We start from the raw sequence: 14,990 nt of genomic DNA, 5'->3' as shown, positions 1-14,990 counted from the left end.
GGCGCCGCCCGCCTCAGGAGGCGACCGGGGTGAACCGCCAGCGGTGCGGCGGACGGGCCCGCAACTCCTCCGGCGGGTCGGGGAGTTCGGGCGGCTCGGCGACGTTCTCCGGCCACCAGGTGATCACCAGCACCCGGTCCCGGGGCGCGGTGAACGTCTCGCGGCGCTCCGGCGCCGGGTCCAGGGCCCGCGCGCGGGCCCACTCCAGCAGCGCTTCGCCGCGCCCCGGCGCCGCCTTCGCCTCCCACATCAGCGCGAGCGCCATCAGCCGGGCTCCCCCGCCGGCACCAGCGGCTCCGTCACCGGCAACGAGGAGTCGGCCGGCAGGTCGAGCGCCGAGGCCGGGCGGTTCCGCGCCACCATCTCGGCGCCCAGCGCCGCCACCATCGCCCCGTTGTCCGTGCACAGCCCCGGCCTCGGCACCCGCAGCGTGATGCCGGCGGCGGCGCAGCGTTCCTCGGCCATGGCGCGCAGCCGGGTGTTGGCCGCCACGCCGCCGCCGATCATCAGATGGTCGACGCCCTGCTCGCGGCAGGCGCGGACCGCCTTGCGGGTCAGCACGTCGGTGACCGCCTCCTGGAACGAGGCCGCCACGTCGGCCACCGGCACCTCGACGCCCTCCCGCCGCCGCGCCTCCACCCAGCGCGCCACGGCCGTCTTCAGCCCGGAGAACGAGAAGTCGAGCGGCGCGTCCCGCGGGCCGGTCAGCCCGCGCGGGAAGGCGATCGCCGCCGGGTCGCCGTCCCGCGCCCAACGGTCGATGGCCGGCCCGCCGGGGAAGCCGAGACCCAGAACCCGCGCGACCTTGTCGAACGCCTCACCCGCCGCGTCGTCGATGGTGGCGCCCAACGGGCGGACGTCCGTGGTGATGTCCGGCGCCAGCAGCAGCGAGGAGTGCCCGCCGGAGACCAGCAGCGCCATCGTCGGCTCGGGCAGCCGCCCGTGCTCCAACTGGTCGACGCAGATGTGCGAGGCGAGGTGGTTCACCCCGTAGAGCGGCTTGTCCAGCGCGTAGGCGTACGCCTTGGCTGCCGACACCCCCACCAGCAGCGCCCCGGCCAGCCCCGGCCCCGCGGTGACGGCGATCCCGTCCAGGTCGGTGGCGCGCACGCCCGCCTGGGCGAGGGCGCGTTCGATGGTCGGGACCATCGCCTCCAGATGCGCACGGCTGGCGATCTCGGGGACCACGCCGCCGTAGCGCGCGTGGTCGTCCACGCTGGAGGCGACGACGTCGGCGAGCAGCGTGGTGCCGCGCACCACGCCGACGCCCGTCTCGTCACACGAGGTCTCGATGCCGAGGACCAGCGGTTCGTCAGCCATCCTCACGCTCCCCGCCGTTCACGGTCTCTCCCTTCACATGCCGCGCGTGCCGCGCGGAACCGACGGACCCGACGGACCCGACGGACTCGACGGACCCCGCGGAAACGTTCTCCGGGGTCGGCTCCGGCGCCGGCGCCGCGTCGGCGGACAGTTCCCTGCGCATCACCAGGGCGTCGCGGTTCCCCGGCTGGTAGTAGCCGCGCCGCACGCCGACCTGCTGGAAGCCGAAACGCCGGTAGAGGCGCTTGGCCGGCTCGTTGTCCACCCGGACCTCCAGCATCACCGCGGCGCAGCCGAACGCCCCCGCGGCGGAGAGCATCCGCGCCAGCAGCCGGCCGCCGAGGCCGGTGCCCTGGTGGGCGCCGGCGACACCGATGGTCATCACCTCGCCGACGTCCCCCGCGACGCCGAGGCCCGCGTAGCCGGCGAGCCCGACCTCCCCCGGGGCGTCGGCCACCACGTACTCCCTGGTCGGCGCCGGGCCGGTCGCGCCGGCCAGCTCCGCCCAGAGCATCCCCGCCGACCAGGCGTCCTGCGCGAACAGCTCCGCCTCAAGGGCCAGCACCGGCTCGATGTCCCACCAGCGCATGGCGCGCAGCGCGACGCCCCCGTGGGCCGCCGGCGCGTTCACCGCCCGCCGCCCGAGCCCGCCGGCGTGACGGCCTTGTACCCCGCCGGCTCGCGCGCGTCGGGACGGCGCAGATACAGGGGCGTGGGCGCGTCCAACGGCTCGCCCGCCGCCAGCCGGCGCGCGGCGACCGCCGCGAGCGCCCCGGCCGAGGCGTGCGCCGGCAGATCAGCGCGCACACCGGGGAACGCCTCCGGGTAGAGCGCCGCGCCCGCGCCCAACGCGGGCCGGCCGGCGACCCGTTCGGCGATCTCCGCCGGCCGGTCGACGGCCGGGCCGCCGATCCTCGTGTCGGCGTCGGCGTACTCGGCCCAGTACACCTCCTTGCGGCGGGCGTCCGTGGCCACCACGAACGGCTCCCGCAGCCCGCCGGCGTGCGCGAGGCCGTCGAGGGTGCAGACGCCGTGCACCGGCAGATCCCTGGCGGCGCCCAACGCGGCGGCCGTGACCAGCCCGACGCGCAGCCCCGTGTAGGGACCAGGCCCGGTGCCGACGACCAACGCGCCGACGTCGCCGAGCCCCCGCCCGGCCTCGGTCAGCACCGCGTCGACGGAGGGCATCAGCAGCTCCCCGTGGCGGCGCGCGTCCACCCGCTCCCGCGCGGCGAGCACGCGGCCCGCCTCCGCGTCGAAGAGGGCGACGGTGACGGCGGGGGTCGCGGTGTCCAGGGCGAGCAGCAGCACCCCGCAAGCCTACGGCGCCCGCGCGGTGTCCCCGTCTCCTGGTAGCTTCGACGGGTGGGGCCTCGCGCTGGCCCCCGCCGCTCCGGTCCCCGACCGGTGCGGGGCAGATCCCAGGCAGAGCCGGTCGGGAAGCCGGCCTCGTCGCGAAAGGCGGCACCGACCCGTGGCGCGCCACACCTCAGGCTCAGGTTCCGCGGTCTTCGTCGCCGCGTTGACCGCGCTCGCCCTCGCCGTCGTCGGCTTCTTCGCCTACCAGGCCTCGGCCTCCGACAGCTGGCCCCCGCCGAACCGCGCCACCCCCACGCCGGAGGAGACCGACGACGAGGCGGGCGGCGACGGCGACGGCGACCAGGCGGCGGAACAGCCGCAGCTGCCGGCCGAGTCGGGCGAGGGCCGCCGGGTGGTCTACGCGTTGGAGCAGCGGCGGGTCTGGCTGGTCGACGACGAGGAGAGCGTGCTCTCCACCCACGAGGTCTTCCCCAGCGCGCTCAACCCCCAGCCCGGCACCTACGCCGTCAGCTCGCGCTCGGAACGCGGCACCGGCTCGGACGGGGTGGCGATGGAGCACGCGGTGGTCTTCCATGTGGCGGACGACGGGGCGGTCTTCGGCTTCTCCGCGGCGTTGGACGGCTCGACGCCGGAGCCGGGGGCGGCGCAGGGCACGGGCGGCATCCGGCAGTCCCGCCAGGACGGCGCGATGATGTGGGACTTCGCACGCGACGGCATCCCGGTCATCGTCGTCCCCTGACCGCCGGCCACCTCGCCGGTGCGGCACCGTAGTCGTCCGCACCCCGCCACGAATGCACCGCGCAGTTCCCCGCGCCCCCAAGCCGCCCACCGGCAGTGCAGGGGCGCGGGGAACTGCGCGAGCAACCAGACATCGGGCTCACGCCGACAACCCACCCAGCCACGAAGCTCCGTAGTCGACCAACCCCCGCCACGAATGCACCGCGCAGTTCCCCGCGCCCCTGACGGGGCCCGACCCCGCCAACAAAGAAACCCGCACCTCACGGCGAACGCCCACCCCCACAAGGGGGCGCGGGGAACTGCGCGAGCAACCCAACACCCAGCCGAGGACGACACCCCACCCCGACCGGCCAGGTCGGTAGTCGACCAACCCCCGCCAGGTCAGACCCGCGCCGCGCCGAGGTCGACGTCGTGCCACCGCGCGCCCACCCCGCGCAGTTCGACCACGCGCGGGTCCCGCCCGTCCGGGCCGGACTCCGCCTCCGTCGCCGCGCGGTGGATCACCACGTGCAGCCGGTCGTCGGCCAGCTCCTCCACCCGGTCCTCGCCCCACTCCACGACCACCACGGACTCCGGCAGCGCCACGTCCAGGTCCAGGTCCTCCATCTCCTCAAGCCCGCCCCCCAGCCGGTAGGCGTCCACGTGCACCAGCGGCGGCCCGTCGCCCAGCGGCGGGTGGACCCGGGCGATGACGAACGTCGGCGAGGTGACGGCGCCCCGCACGCCCAGCCCCTCGCCCAGCCCGCGGGTCAGCGTCGTCTTGCCGGCGCCCAGGTCGCCGCTGAGCAGCACCAGGTCCCCCGGGCGCAGCAGCCCGGCCAGGCGTCGGCCCAGCTCCACCATCAGCTCGGCGGTCTCCACCTCGTGGCTGAGGCGCGGTTCAGTCAGCGGTCGGCCCATGGCACCCGATGCTACGGGTGAGCAGTTCCACCAGCCGCCCGGTCACCGCCTCCGGCTCCTCCAACAGCACCAGATGGCCCGCCCCCGGCAGCGTCGCGAACTCGGCCGCCGGCAGCGCCGAGGCGATCCGCCCGCTGTGCTCGGGCGGGGTGATCTCGTCCCGGTCGCCGACCAGCACCAGCGCGGGCAGGTCCTCGGAGAGGGTGTGCAGGGTGGTCAACGCCCCCCACGTGGCGTGTTCGGCGAACGCCGGGTAGAACTCGGCGACCACGTCGATCGGCACCGACTCGATCAGCCGCTCCGCGAACCGCGCGACCGCGGGGTCGACGCTGTCCGGGTCGCCGAAGGAGTAGCGGCGGATCAGCCCGGCGTAGAGGTCGCCGACCGCGCGCCGGCCTCGTTCCACCAGTTCGGCCTGGGAGCCGAGCGCCCGCAGCACCCCGGGCGCGGCCCGGCGCGCGGCGCGGACCACCGTCGGCGGGAAGCCGTAGTCGACCTGGGACAGGTCGCCCGCCGAGGTGGCGAGCAGCGCGACGCCGGCGACCCGGCGGGCCACGTAGTCGGGGTGCCGCTCGACCAGCGACATCACCGTCATGCCGCCCATCGAGTGCCCCACCAGCACCACGGGCCCCTCGGGCGCCGCCGCGTCCAGCACCGCCCGCAGGTCGCGCCCCAACTGACGGATGTGCAACGGCTCCCCGCGCTCCCGTTGCGCGCGCCCCGGCGCGGAACGGCCGTGCCCGCGCTGGTCCCAGTAGACGGCGCGCACCCGGCCGCGCAGCGCGGCGCGCTGGAAGTGCCAGACGTCCTGGTTGAGGCAGTAGCCGTGGCAGAAGACCACCGTCCCCGCCGCGCCGTCCGACGCCTCCTCGACCTCGTAGTGAAGCTCGGTGCCGTCGTCGGCGAACGCCGTGCCCGGCTTCCCGCGCAACGTGCCGAACGGACCGGCCGCGTCCAGCGCCTCCCGCGCCTGCCGGCGCACCGAACGGCTCACCGTCAGCCGTTCCACCGCCACCGTGGTGGCCACCGCCCCCAGCGCGAGCCCCGCCAGGCCAGCCCTCGTCGCCCAACGCATCGTCAGTCCACCGGCTCCTTCGGGCCCGGCTCGACCCCGTGGTAGACGCGGGGCACCCGGGGGCCGATCCGGGTGACGATCTCGTAGCCGATGGTGCCGACCGCGCGCGCCCAGTCCTCGGCCGTCGGCTCGCCCCGGTCGCCCGGCCCGAAGAGCACCGCCTCGTCGCCGACCTCCGCCGCGTCCCCGCCGAGGTCCACCACGAACTGGTCCATCGCCACCCGCCCGGCGACCGTCCGCCACTTCCCGGCGACCAGCACCGGCCCGGAGCCGGAGGCGTGCCGGGGAACGCCGTCCGCGTAGCCGGCGCCGACCAGCGCCAGGGTGGTGGGGCCCGGCGTCGTGTAGTGGTGCCCGTAGGAGACGCCGTGCCCGCCCGGCACCCGCTTGACCTGCGCGAGCGGGGCGCGCAGCGTCATCACGGGGCGCAGCCCGAAGTCCTCGGGGGCGCCCACCTCGGCCGAGGGCGACAGGCCGTAGACGGAGACCCCGGTGCGCACCAGGTCGTAGTGCGCCTCCGGCAGGGTCAACGTGCCGGGCGAGTTCGCCAGATGGCGCACCTCGGGGGTGAGCCCCGCCGCCTCCGCCGCCGCCACCGCCTCGGCGAACGCGGCCAGTTGCGGCGCGATCGACGGGTGCCCCGGCTCGTCGGCGCACGCCAGATGCGACCAGACGCCCGTCACCCGCACCTCGCCCGCCGCCTCGGCTGCCCGCGCCGCCGCCACCAGCGCCGGCCAGTCGGCGGGCGGGGCGCCGTTGCGTCCGAGGCCCGTGTCGGCCTTCAGCTGCACCCGGGCCGGGCGGCCCTCGGCGCGGCCGGCGGCGACGGCGAGATCCAGCGCCCAGCGGCCACTGACCGAGACGTCGATGCCCGCCGCGACCGCCTCCCGCCAGGGCCCGTCCGGCGTCCACAGCCAGCACAGCACGGGGCCGGTGTCGCCGGCCGCGCGCAGCGCCAGCGCCTCCCCCGGCGTCGCGGTGCCCAGCCAACGCGCCCCCGCCTGCCGCGCGGCGGCGGCGCAGGGCAACATGCCGTGGCCGTAGCCGTCGGCCTTGACCACGGCCATCAGCGCCGCCCCGCCGGTCAGCCGGCGGCGCAGCGCACGCACGTTGGAACGCAGCGCGGCGAGGTCGATGTCCGCGCGCAGGGGCGGCCCCTCGCCCGGTCCCCCAGCGGTCACATGGTCGTTCATCGCCCACCAGTGTCGCAGCATGCCCGGCCGGCCCCGCCCCTCGACCGGCCATGCCGCGTTCCTGACGCGCCGACAGCCGAGGACGCGCCGACAGCCGCGGCGGGACGCGGCTGGGTGAGACTGGGCGCATGAGGACCGCATACCGCGTGGAGACCGTGCGCGCCGCCGAGCGCGCGCTGCTGGACCGGCTTCCCGAGGGCGCCCTGATGGACCGGGCCGCCGCCGCGCTCGCCGCCGCCTGCGCCGGAGCGCTCCGCGCCCGGCGCGGCCGGCTCGCCGGCGCCCGGCTGGTCGCGCTGGTCGGCAGCGGCGACAACGGCGGCGACGCGCTGCTGGCCGCCGCCCGGCTGGCGCGGCGCGGCGTCGGCGTCACGGCCGTGCTGCTGGCGCCCGACCGCGCGCACCCGCGCGGGCTGGCCGCGCTGCGGGCGGCCGGCGGGCGGGCGTGGGCCCTCGCGGACACGGCTCCCGGAGCGCTGGACGCGCTGCTGGGGCGCGCCGGCCTGGTGCTGGACGGGATCACCGGCATCGGCGGGCGCGGCGGACTGCGGCCGGCCGCCGCCGAGTTGGCGGAACGGGTCGAGGCCGCCGGCGTGCCGGTGGTCGCCGTCGACCTGCCGAGCGGCGTCGACGCCGACAGCGGCCGGGTCGAGGGACCGGTGCTGCCCGCCGCGCTCACCGTCGCGTTCGGCGCGCTGAAGCCGGGGCTGCTGGTCGACCCGGCGCGCGGCCACGCGGGCGAGGTGCGCCTGGTGGACATCGGGCTGGGCCCGCTGCTGCCGGCCGAGCCGGACGTCGCCGCGTTCACCACCGCCGAGGTCGCCGCGCTGCTGCCCCGGCCGACCGGCGAGAGCGACAAGTACCGGCGCGGGGTGCTCGGCGTGGCCGCCGGCTCGCCGCGCTACCCGGGCGCCGCCGTGCTCACCGTCGGCGGCGCGCTGCGCGGCGGGGTCGGCGCGGTCCGCTACGCCGGCCCGGCCGGCGACGCGGTGATCGCCCGCCACCCCGAGACGCTGGTCAGCCGCGGCACCCCGGCCGAGGCCGGCCGCGTGCAGGCGTGGGCGGCGGGCCCCGGGCTCGGCGACGACCCGCGGCGGGAACGGATCGTCGCCGAGGCGCTGGCCGCCGACGTTCCGCTGCTGCTGGACGCGGACGCGCTGGCCGGCCTCGACCCGGCGCGGGTGCGCGCCCGTTCGGCGCCGACGCTGCTCACCCCGCACGCCGGGGAGGCCGCGGCGCTGCTCGGCACGGAACGCGAACGGGTGGAGGCCCGGCGGCTGGCCTCCGTCCGCGAACTGGCCGAACGCTTCGGCGCCACCGTGCTGTTGAAGGGCTCCACGACGCTGATCGCCGACCCCTCGGGGCCGGTGCTGGTGAACGAGACCGGCACGCCGTGGCTGGCGACCGCGGGCAGCGGCGACGTGCTGACCGGCCTGGCCGGCGGCCTGCTGGCCGCCGGGCTCGCCCCCCGCGAGGCGGCGGCCGTCGGCGCCCACCTCCACGGCCTCGCCGCCCGCGAGGCGGCCCCGCCGCCCTCGGCGACGACGGTCACGGAAGCGCTGCCGCGGGTCTGGCGGCGGCTGCTGGCCTAGATGTGCTGTCCCGGGACGTTGGTGACACGCGCGAAGACGACGGACGCCCCGCCTCCCCGAGAAACCTCAGCGCAGCGCCTCCGCGATGACCACCGCCGAGGCCACCCCCGCGTCGTGGCTGAGGGACACGTGCCAGCCCGTCACGCCCAGCTCCGCCGCGCGGGCCGCGACCGTGCCGCGCACCTCAAGACGCGGACGGCCGGAGTCCTCCGGCACCACCTCCACGTCCGTCCAACGCAGTCCCCCCGGCGCCCCCAGCGCCTTCGCCACCGCCTCCTTCGCCGCGAACCTGGCCGCCAACGACGCGACGCCGCGCCGTTCCCCACTCGGCAGCAGCAGCTCCGCCTCGACGAAGAGCCTGCGCGCCAGCCCCGGCGTCCGTTCCAGCGAGGCGGCGAACCGTTCGATCTCCGCCACGTCGATGCCCACCCCGACGATCATGCGCGCAACACGCCCCCCTCGGCGTCGGTGACCTCGCACCGCACCTCGTCCCACTCCCGGCGCACCACCACGACCTGCTCCCCCGGGGTGCCGGCCAGCGAGACGACCTCGCCCGGCGGCTGCGCCTCCAGCGCCGCCTCGTCCGAGGTGAGCAGCGCCTCCCCCGCGCCCAGCCCCACCGTCAACGGCAGGCCGCGCCGGGCGGCGACCACCGTGTCGGGGGCGTCGGCGTGCAGCGCCAGCAGCGCGAAGTCGCCCTCCAGCGTGCGGCACAGCTGCCGCGTCGCCTCCGCCGGCTCGTACGCCGAGGAGAACGCCTCGGCCAGCAGCCGCGCCACCACCTCACCGACGCCGCCGGTGCGCAGCGCGTGGCCGCGTTCGGCCAACTCGGCGGCCAGCGCGGGCCCGTTCGACGGCTCGCCCAGCACGGCGACCGCCACCCGGCCCGCCTCGTCGAGCTGCGGGCCGGCCTCGCCCGGCGGCCCGGCGGCCCGGCGGCTGAGGCCGATGCCGCTGCCGGCCGTCGGAAGCGGGTGGCCGCGCAGCGCCGTCGTCAGGGCCGGCAGCGAATCGGCCGCCGGGGAACACGCCAACCCGCCGTCCGCCAGCACCGCCACGCCGCAGGCGTCGTGCTCGGGCGCGCGCACCCGGCCGAGCTGGGCCAGCACCACGTCGAGGGCGGACTGGACACCCGTGTACCCCACGATCCCGCACATGTCGGCAGCGTATCGGGGCGCCCGCACGGGGCGCCAAGCCGGACGCGACAATGAGGAACGTGGCAACCTCACCCTCCGAGCACCGCCGACGCCCCGCGGCCCCGGACACCCCCGGCAGCCCCGGCGCCTCCGGCAGCCCCCGCACCCACGGGCGCTCAACGCGTTCCGCACGCCCCAGCCCCTACGTGGACCTCTCCCGCGCCGACTGGAGCCGGCCCAGGGACCGTTCGGCCTCGCCACTCAGCGCCGAGCAGGTCGAGCGGCTGCGCGGGCTGGGCGACGTGATCGACCTGACCGAGGTCCGGGACGTCTACCTTCCCCTCTGCGACCTGCTGCGGCTGCACATCGACGCGGCCCGCCAGCTGCGCGCCCGGGTCGGCGGCTTCCTCGGCGGGCCGCAGCCGCCGACGCCGTTCGTCGTCGGCATCGCCGGCAGCGTGGCGGTCGGCAAGTCGACGGTGGCACGGCTGCTGCGCGCGCTCCTGGCGCAGGGCCCCGAGGAGTACCGGGTCGCGCTGGTGCCGACGGACGGGTTCCTGCTGCCCAACGCCGAGTTGGAACGGCGCGGGCTGATGCGCCGCAAGGGCTTCCCCGAGTCCTACGACCGCCGGGCGCTGACCCGTTTCGTCGCCGAGGTGAAGTCCGGCCGGCCCGAGGTGAGCGCCCCCGTCTACTCGCACCTGGTGTATGACATCGTGCCGGGCGAACGGGAGACCGTCGAACGGCCCGACATCCTGATCCTGGAGGGGCTCAACGTCCTCCAGCAGCCGCCGCACGGGCGCGTCGGGGTCGCCGACTACTTCGACTTCTCGGTCTACGTCGACGCCCGCGTCGGCGACATCGAGTCCTGGTACCTGGAACGCTTCCTGGCACTGCGCGCCACCGCGTTCCAGGACCCGCTGTCGTTCTTCCGGAAGTACGCGGAGATCTCCGAGGAGGCGGCGCTGGACTTCGCGCGGAACATCTGGCGCGAGGTCAACGGGCCCAACCTCGTCGACAACATCGCCCCCACCAGGGGCCGCGCCTCCCTGGTCCTGCGCAAGGGCCCCGACCACAAGGTCCAGGGCCTCCGCCTCCGCAAGCTCTGACTTTTCTTGCGGAGGCGACCACCCACCGGGCCGGCGCACGCGATCGGTCGTCCGCGCCCGCCAAGAATGCACCGGGCTCACGCCGACAACCCACCCAGACCGGCAAGGACCGTAGTCGACTGCGGCCCGCCACACAGCATTCGCGCAGTTCCCCGCGCCCCCAAGCCGCCCACCGGCGTGACAGGGGCGCGGGGAACTGCGCGAGCAACCCGACACCGGGGCGCACCCGACAACCCACCCAGCCACGAAGCTCCGTGGTCGACCAACCCCCGCCACACATGCACCGCGCAGTTCCCCGCGCCCCCAAGCAGGCCGCCACCTGCCGAACGCGAACCCGCACCCGACCGACCACGCCCACCACAACCAGGGGCGCGGGGAACTGCGCGAGCAACCACCCACCGGGCCGAGGACGACAACCCCGCCCAAGCCAGCGCGCCGCGCTTCAGCCCAGCGCCGACTTCACCACGTCCGCCAAACCGCCGGCCACCGTCCGTGCCTGCGTCGCGTCCGCCGCCTCGACCATGACGCGCACCAGCGGCTCGGTGCCCGAGGGGCGCAGCAGCACGCGGCCCGTCTCGCCCAGCACCCGCTCCGCCTCGGCGACCGCCTCGGCCAGTTCCCTGCTGTCGGCGACCCGCGCCCGGTCCACGTCCCGCACGTTGATCAGCACCTGCGGCAGCCGCGTCATCACGCCCGCCAGCTCCGCCAGCGGCCGGCGGGTCGCCGCCACCCTGGCGGCCAGCATCAGCCCGGTGAGGGAGCCGTCGCCCGTGGTCGCGTGGTCCAGCACGATCACGTGCCCCGACTGCTCGCCGCCGAGGGAGTAGCCGCCGCGCCGCATCTCCTCCAGCACATAGCGGTCGCCGACGGCGGTCTGCCGCACCCGAAGCCCCTGGTGCTCCATGGCCAGCGTGAAGCCCAGGTTGGACATCACGGTGGAGACCACGGTGTCCTCCCGCAGCGTGCCGGCCTCCCGCATCGCCACGCCGAGCACGGCCAGGATCTGGTCGCCGTCCACCTCGGCGCCCGTGCGGTCGACGGCCAGGCAGCGGTCGGCGTCGCCGTCGACCGCGATGCCGAGGTCGGCCCCGTGGGCGAGGACCGCCTCGCGCAGCGCGTCCATGTGGGTGGAGCCGCAGCCGTCGTTGATGTTGAGCCCGTCCGGGGCGTCGCCGATGCTGACGACGTCGGCCCCGGCGCGGGCGAACGCCTCCGGCGCGACGCGGGACGCCGCGCCGTGCGCCGCGTCGACGACGATCCGCAGGCCGTCGATGCGGTTGGGCAGCACGCCGACGAGGTGCGCCACATAGGCGTCGAAGCCCTCGGTGTGCTCGGTGACCCGGCCGACGCCCGCGCCCACCGGGCGGTCCCACGGCTGGCCGGCGGCGTGCTCGCGGTAGAGGGACTCGATCCGGTCCTCCAGCTCGTCGGCCAGCTTGTGGCCGCCGCGCGCGAAGAACTTGATGCCGTTGTCCGGCATCGGGTTGTGGCTCGCGGAGAGCATCACCCCGAAGCTCGCCCCCAGCGAACCCGTCAGGTACGCCACGGCCGGCGTCGGCAGCACGCCCACCCGCAGCACGTCCACGCCCGCGCTGGCCAGCCCGGCGACCACGGCCGCCTCCAGGAACTCGCCCGAGGCCCGGGGGTCGCGCCCGACGACGGCCGTCGGCCGACGCCCGCACATACTCTCCTGGCTCTCCGTCACGGTCAGCACCCGCGCCGCCGCCACGGAGAGGCCGAGCGCCAGCTCGGCCGTCAGATCCGCGTTGGCGACACCACGTACACCGTCCGTACCGAAGAGTCGTCCCACTGTTTCTCCTCCGAGTTCACCAACGCGGCCCCGAGACCGTTGTTCCCTTGTGGACCCTACAAAAGGGGGCGCCCCGGCAGCACGGAAGTGCTGCCGGGGCGTGAGCAAAATCCCGCGAGCGATTACCGCTTGCTGTACTGCGTGCCCTTACGAGCCTTCTTCAGACCGGCCTTCTTCCGCTCCACCGCACGGGCGTCACGGGTGAGGAAGCCGGCCTTCTTCAGCGGGCCGCGGTTGTTCTCCACGTCCGCCTCGTTCAGCGCGCGGGCGACGCCGAGGCGCAGCGCGCCGGCCTGCCCGGAGATGCCGCCGCCGGCGATGCGCGCGACCACGTCGTAGCGCTCGTCCAGCTCCAGCACCTTGAACGGCTCGTTCACGGACTGCTGGTGCACCTTGTTGGGGAAGTACCCCTCCAGGGTGCGCCCGTTGATGCGCCACTTGCCGCTGCCGGGGACGATCCGGACACGGGCGATGGCGTTCTTGCGGCGGCCGGTCCCGGCGCCGGGGAGCGGGTCACCGAAGCGAGCGTTCAGCTCCTCGCCGGAGGCGGCGAAGTCCTCGCTCGCGCTCTCGGTGGTGTACTCCTCGACCTCGGGGACCTCGGCGTCCAGGTTCTCGGTGGTGGTCTCGGCCACGATTCTCCTTGAGATGTTTCTTCAGTCTGAGGGTGTGGCCGGACTACTGCGCGACCTGGGTGATCTCGAACGGCACCGGCCGCTGGGCGGCGTGCGGGTGCTCGGGGCCGGCATAGACCTTCAGCTTGGAGAGCATCTGACGGCCCAGGGTGTTCTTCGGGAGCATCCCGCGCACGGCCTTCTCGACGGCGCGCTCCGGGTTCTGCTCCAGAAGGTCCCCGTAGCGCACCGAGCGGAGACCGCCCGGGTAGCCGGAGTGACGGTAGGCGAGCTTCTGGGTCCGCTTGTTGCCGGACAGGTGCACCTTGTCGGCGTTGACGATGATGACGAAGTCACCGGTGTCAACGTGCGGCGCGTACACCGGCTTGTGCTTGCCCCGCAGAAGGGTGGCGGCCTGGGAGGCCAGGCGGCCCAGCACGACATCGGCGGCGTCGATGACGTGCCACTGACGCTGGACGTCGCCGGGCTTGGGGCTGTACGTACGCACGGGTCGTAGCCTTCGCTTTTCAGTGAGTGGATCCTGACAAGGCCACCCGGCGATCAGCAGAACCGTCGGCTCCCGGTGACGCAAACCGGGGTGCCGTCCGCTGGCGACCGTCCTGGTGGACCGGCGCTGGGCCCCTCACGTGAGATAGAGCAAGCCAAACGCATTATCGACCAGGCAGAATACCGCGCCCCCACCAGAAGGGTCAAAACGAGCCCTCCGCCCCCGCCCTCGCCCGCCCTCGCCGCGACGCGCCCTCCGGACCGCCCGTTGCCAATCCGTTCCCACACGGCGACCAGAACGGCACGCTCCGGCGCCTCGGGCACGGCGCGCCCCCACTAAACTGCGGGCCATGAGTCAAGGGCAGGGGGGACCCCAGTGGGTTCCCGGGGGAGACGCACGGCCGAACTGGGACCAGCTGGCCGCCGACGCCGACCGGCAGCGCGCCAAGAAGCGCTGGACGGTCATCGGGACGAGCGTGGGCGCCGCCGTCGTCATCGGCGTCGTGGTGGCCCTCGCCATTGTCAGCCAGGGTGACGACGACGGCGGCGGGACGGCAAGCCCCTCGGCGACCCTCCCGGAGAGCGCCGACGAGTCCGACGACGCCGAGCCGACGTTCGCCGAGACCACGCTGCCGCCGGTGCCCTCGGCCCGCGAGTTCATCAGCGACCCCGAGAAGGACGTCGCGCCGTTCCAGGCCGGCGACTTCTTCGGCGAGGACCCGCTGGAGGTCGCCGACCGCTCCTACGCGCTGGTCGACACCGACGGCGCCGAGGACTGCGCCTCGCTGACCTCGGGCGCGGTCGCCTCCGCGCTGGCCGACGCCGGCTGCACCGGCCTGCTGCGCGCCACCTACGCGGGCGGCGGCGTCGCCGTGACCGTCGGCGTCGCCCAGCTGCCCAGCGAGGAGGCCGCCGCCGGCCTGCACGGCACGGACGGGCTCACCGGCCAGCTCCAGGCGCTCCAGGGCGGCGACGCCGGCTCCCTCTGCGACGGCGGAGGCTGCCGCACCACCCGCAACCAGGTCGGCCGCTACGTCTACCTGACCATCGCCGGCAACACCGACGGCAGCCCCGACAGCGGCGACGGCACGGCGGCCCAGCAGGCGGCACGGGACGGCAACGACCAGGCGTTCTCGCAGATCATCAAGCGCGGCGAGGCCCAGGCGTCCGCCTCGGCGAGCGCCATCGTCGAGGAACGCCGCCGCGCCCAGGAGTAGCCTCCGGCCAGCCACCTCGCCGGTGCGGCACCACGGTCGACCGCGCCCCGCCACCCATGCACCGCGCCGGCAGTACAGGGGCGCGGGGAACTGCGTGAGCAACCCACCACCGGGCTCACGCCGACAACCCACCTCGCCGGTGCGGCACCGTAGTCGACTGCGGCCCGCCACAAATGCACCGCGCCGGCAGTGCAGGGGCGCGGGGAACTGCGCGAGCAACCCACCACCGGGCTCACGCCGACAACCCACCTCGCCGGTGCGGCACCGTAGTCGACTGCGGCCCGCCACAAATGCACCGCGCAGTTCCCCGCGCCCCTGACGGGGCCCGACCCCGCCGACAAGACAACCCGCACCTCACAGCGAACGCCCACCGGCCGAGAAGGGGCGCGGGGAACTGCGCGAGCAACCCACCACCGGGCTCACGCCGACAACCCACCTCGCCGGTGCGGCACCGTAGTC

16 protein-coding genes are annotated in these 14,990 nt (G+C 75.7%); 4 read left to right on the top strand and 12 right to left on the bottom strand.

Going from position 1 to position 14,990, the window contains the following annotated elements; genetic code table 11:
- Positions 1-13: 13 nt before the first annotated feature.
- Genes FH715_RS15995 through tsaB form a run of 4 tightly spaced genes read right to left on the bottom strand, consistent with a single transcriptional unit; the run spans position 14 to position 2,631 of the window.
- Entirely contained in the window at positions 14-265 is a 252-nt protein-coding gene (locus FH715_RS15995; RefSeq protein ID WP_139645789.1) for a hypothetical protein, read from the bottom strand.
- Positions 265-1,320, bottom strand: coding sequence for a tRNA (adenosine(37)-N6)-threonylcarbamoyltransferase complex transferase subunit TsaD (gene tsaD / locus FH715_RS15990; protein ID WP_139645787.1), 1,056 nt, complete (start codon positions 1,318-1,320; stop codon positions 265-267). The genes FH715_RS15995 and tsaD overlap by 1 nt, the downstream gene beginning before the upstream one ends.
- Complete coding sequence (rimI, locus tag FH715_RS15985) at positions 1,313-1,909, bottom strand: ribosomal protein S18-alanine N-acetyltransferase (RefSeq protein WP_139646031.1); 597 nt, start codon at positions 1,907-1,909, stop codon at positions 1,313-1,315. Before rimI ends, tsaD begins: the two co-directional genes overlap by 8 nt.
- A gap of 38 nt (positions 1,910-1,947) precedes the next feature.
- A complete protein-coding gene (tsaB, locus tag FH715_RS15980; RefSeq protein ID WP_139645785.1) occupies positions 1,948-2,631 on the bottom strand; it encodes a tRNA (adenosine(37)-N6)-threonylcarbamoyltransferase complex dimerization subunit type 1 TsaB in 684 nt (227 codons plus the stop codon).
- Positions 2,632-2,794: 163 nt separating this feature from the next.
- Between tsaB and FH715_RS15975 the strand changes: the two genes are divergently transcribed.
- Positions 2,795-3,379, top strand: coding sequence for a hypothetical protein (locus FH715_RS15975; protein ID WP_139645783.1), 585 nt, complete (start codon positions 2,795-2,797; stop codon positions 3,377-3,379).
- 380 nt (positions 3,380-3,759) lie between these two features.
- Here the strand turns inward: FH715_RS15975 and tsaE are convergent, their stop codons facing one another.
- Genes tsaE through alr form a run of 3 tightly spaced genes read right to left on the bottom strand, consistent with a single transcriptional unit; the run spans position 3,760 to position 6,546 of the window.
- Positions 3,760-4,278 (bottom strand): tRNA (adenosine(37)-N6)-threonylcarbamoyltransferase complex ATPase subunit type 1 TsaE, encoded by a 519-nt coding sequence (tsaE, locus tag FH715_RS15970; RefSeq protein ID WP_170184740.1) that lies wholly within the window; start codon positions 4,276-4,278, stop codon positions 3,760-3,762.
- Positions 4,259-5,353 (bottom strand): alpha/beta fold hydrolase, encoded by a 1,095-nt coding sequence (locus tag FH715_RS28960; protein ID WP_139645781.1) that lies wholly within the window; start codon positions 5,351-5,353, stop codon positions 4,259-4,261. Before FH715_RS28960 ends, tsaE begins: the two co-directional genes overlap by 20 nt.
- Before the next feature lie 2 nt (positions 5,354-5,355).
- Positions 5,356-6,546, bottom strand: a complete 1,191-nt coding sequence (alr, locus tag FH715_RS28955) for an alanine racemase (protein WP_139645779.1) — start codon at positions 6,544-6,546, stop codon at positions 5,356-5,358.
- A gap of 128 nt (positions 6,547-6,674) precedes the next feature.
- Here alr and FH715_RS15955 point away from each other — a divergent pair, with 128 nt between their 5' ends.
- Positions 6,675-8,138 carry an NAD(P)H-hydrate dehydratase gene (locus tag FH715_RS15955; protein WP_139645777.1) on the top strand — a complete coding sequence of 488 codons (1,464 nt, stop codon included), beginning with the start codon at positions 6,675-6,677 and terminating at the stop codon, positions 8,136-8,138.
- A gap of 66 nt (positions 8,139-8,204) precedes the next feature.
- Here the strand turns inward: FH715_RS15955 and FH715_RS15950 are convergent, their stop codons facing one another.
- On the bottom strand, positions 8,205-8,579 hold the full coding sequence (locus tag FH715_RS15950) for a holo-ACP synthase (RefSeq protein WP_139645775.1): 375 nt from the start codon (positions 8,577-8,579) through the stop codon (positions 8,205-8,207).
- Positions 8,576-9,295: a class II glutamine amidotransferase domain-containing protein gene (locus FH715_RS15945; protein ID WP_139645773.1), complete on the bottom strand. Its 720-nt coding sequence runs from the start codon at positions 9,293-9,295 to the stop codon at positions 8,576-8,578. Before FH715_RS15945 ends, FH715_RS15950 begins: the two co-directional genes overlap by 4 nt.
- 185 nt (positions 9,296-9,480) lie before the next feature.
- Here FH715_RS15945 and coaA point away from each other — a divergent pair, with 185 nt between their 5' ends.
- The gene (gene coaA, locus FH715_RS15940) at positions 9,481-10,383 is read left to right on the top strand and encodes a type I pantothenate kinase (protein ID WP_246108790.1); all 903 of its coding nucleotides are present in this window, start codon (positions 9,481-9,483) and stop codon (positions 10,381-10,383) included.
- Positions 10,384-10,825: 442 nt separating this feature from the next.
- On the opposite strand, the gene glmM is transcribed toward coaA, so the two are convergent.
- From glmM to rplM, 3 genes are all read right to left on the bottom strand, one after another.
- Positions 10,826-12,193 (bottom strand): phosphoglucosamine mutase, encoded by a 1,368-nt coding sequence (gene glmM, locus FH715_RS15935; RefSeq protein WP_139645769.1) that lies wholly within the window; start codon positions 12,191-12,193, stop codon positions 10,826-10,828.
- Between the two features lie 122 nt (positions 12,194-12,315).
- On the bottom strand, positions 12,316-12,828 hold the full coding sequence (gene rpsI / locus FH715_RS15930; RefSeq protein WP_139645767.1) for a 30S ribosomal protein S9: 513 nt from the start codon (positions 12,826-12,828) through the stop codon (positions 12,316-12,318).
- Positions 12,829-12,871: 43 nt separating this feature from the next.
- Positions 12,872-13,315, bottom strand: a complete 444-nt coding sequence (gene rplM, locus FH715_RS15925) for a 50S ribosomal protein L13 (protein WP_097230417.1) — start codon at positions 13,313-13,315, stop codon at positions 12,872-12,874.
- A 349-nt stretch (positions 13,316-13,664) separates the two neighbouring features.
- Between rplM and FH715_RS15920 the strand changes: the two genes are divergently transcribed.
- Positions 13,665-14,531, top strand: coding sequence for a hypothetical protein (locus FH715_RS15920; protein ID WP_139645765.1), 867 nt, complete (start codon positions 13,665-13,667; stop codon positions 14,529-14,531).
- Positions 14,532-14,990: the final 459 nt, after the last annotated feature.

Origin of the sequence: Streptomyces sedi, assembly GCF_006335015.1 — a bacterium.
GTDB lineage: Bacteria > Actinomycetota > Actinomycetes > Streptomycetales > Streptomycetaceae > Streptomyces > Streptomyces sedi.
This window is presented reverse-complemented; position numbering and strand designations above follow the sequence as displayed.

Coding starts and splice junctions, on each gene's coding strand:
- FH715_RS15995 (WP_139645789.1), bottom strand. CDS start 265: ATGGCGCTCGCGCTGATGTGGGAGGCGAAGGCGGCGCCGGGGCGCGGC.
- tsaD (WP_139645787.1), bottom strand. CDS start 1,320: ATGGCTGACGAACCGCTGGTCCTCGGCATCGAGACCTCGTGTGACGAG.
- rimI (WP_139646031.1), bottom strand. CDS start 1,909: ATGCGCTGGTGGGACATCGAGCCGGTGCTGGCCCTTGAGGCGGAGCTG.
- tsaE (WP_170184740.1), bottom strand. CDS start 4,278: ATGGGCCGACCGCTGACTGAACCGCGCCTCAGCCACGAGGTGGAGACC.
- FH715_RS28960 (WP_139645781.1), bottom strand. CDS start 5,353: ATGCGTTGGGCGACGAGGGCTGGCCTGGCGGGGCTCGCGCTGGGGGCG.
- alr (WP_139645779.1), bottom strand. CDS start 6,546: ATGAACGACCATGTGACCGCTGGGGGACCGGGCGAGGGGCCGCCCCTG.
- FH715_RS15955 (WP_139645777.1), top strand. CDS start 6,675: ATGAGGACCGCATACCGCGTGGAGACCGTGCGCGCCGCCGAGCGCGCG.
- FH715_RS15950 (WP_139645775.1), bottom strand. CDS start 8,579: ATGATCGTCGGGGTGGGCATCGACGTGGCGGAGATCGAACGGTTCGCC.
- FH715_RS15945 (WP_139645773.1), bottom strand. CDS start 9,295: ATGTGCGGGATCGTGGGGTACACGGGTGTCCAGTCCGCCCTCGACGTG.
- FH715_RS15920 (WP_139645765.1), top strand. CDS start 13,665: ATGAGTCAAGGGCAGGGGGGACCCCAGTGGGTTCCCGGGGGAGACGCA.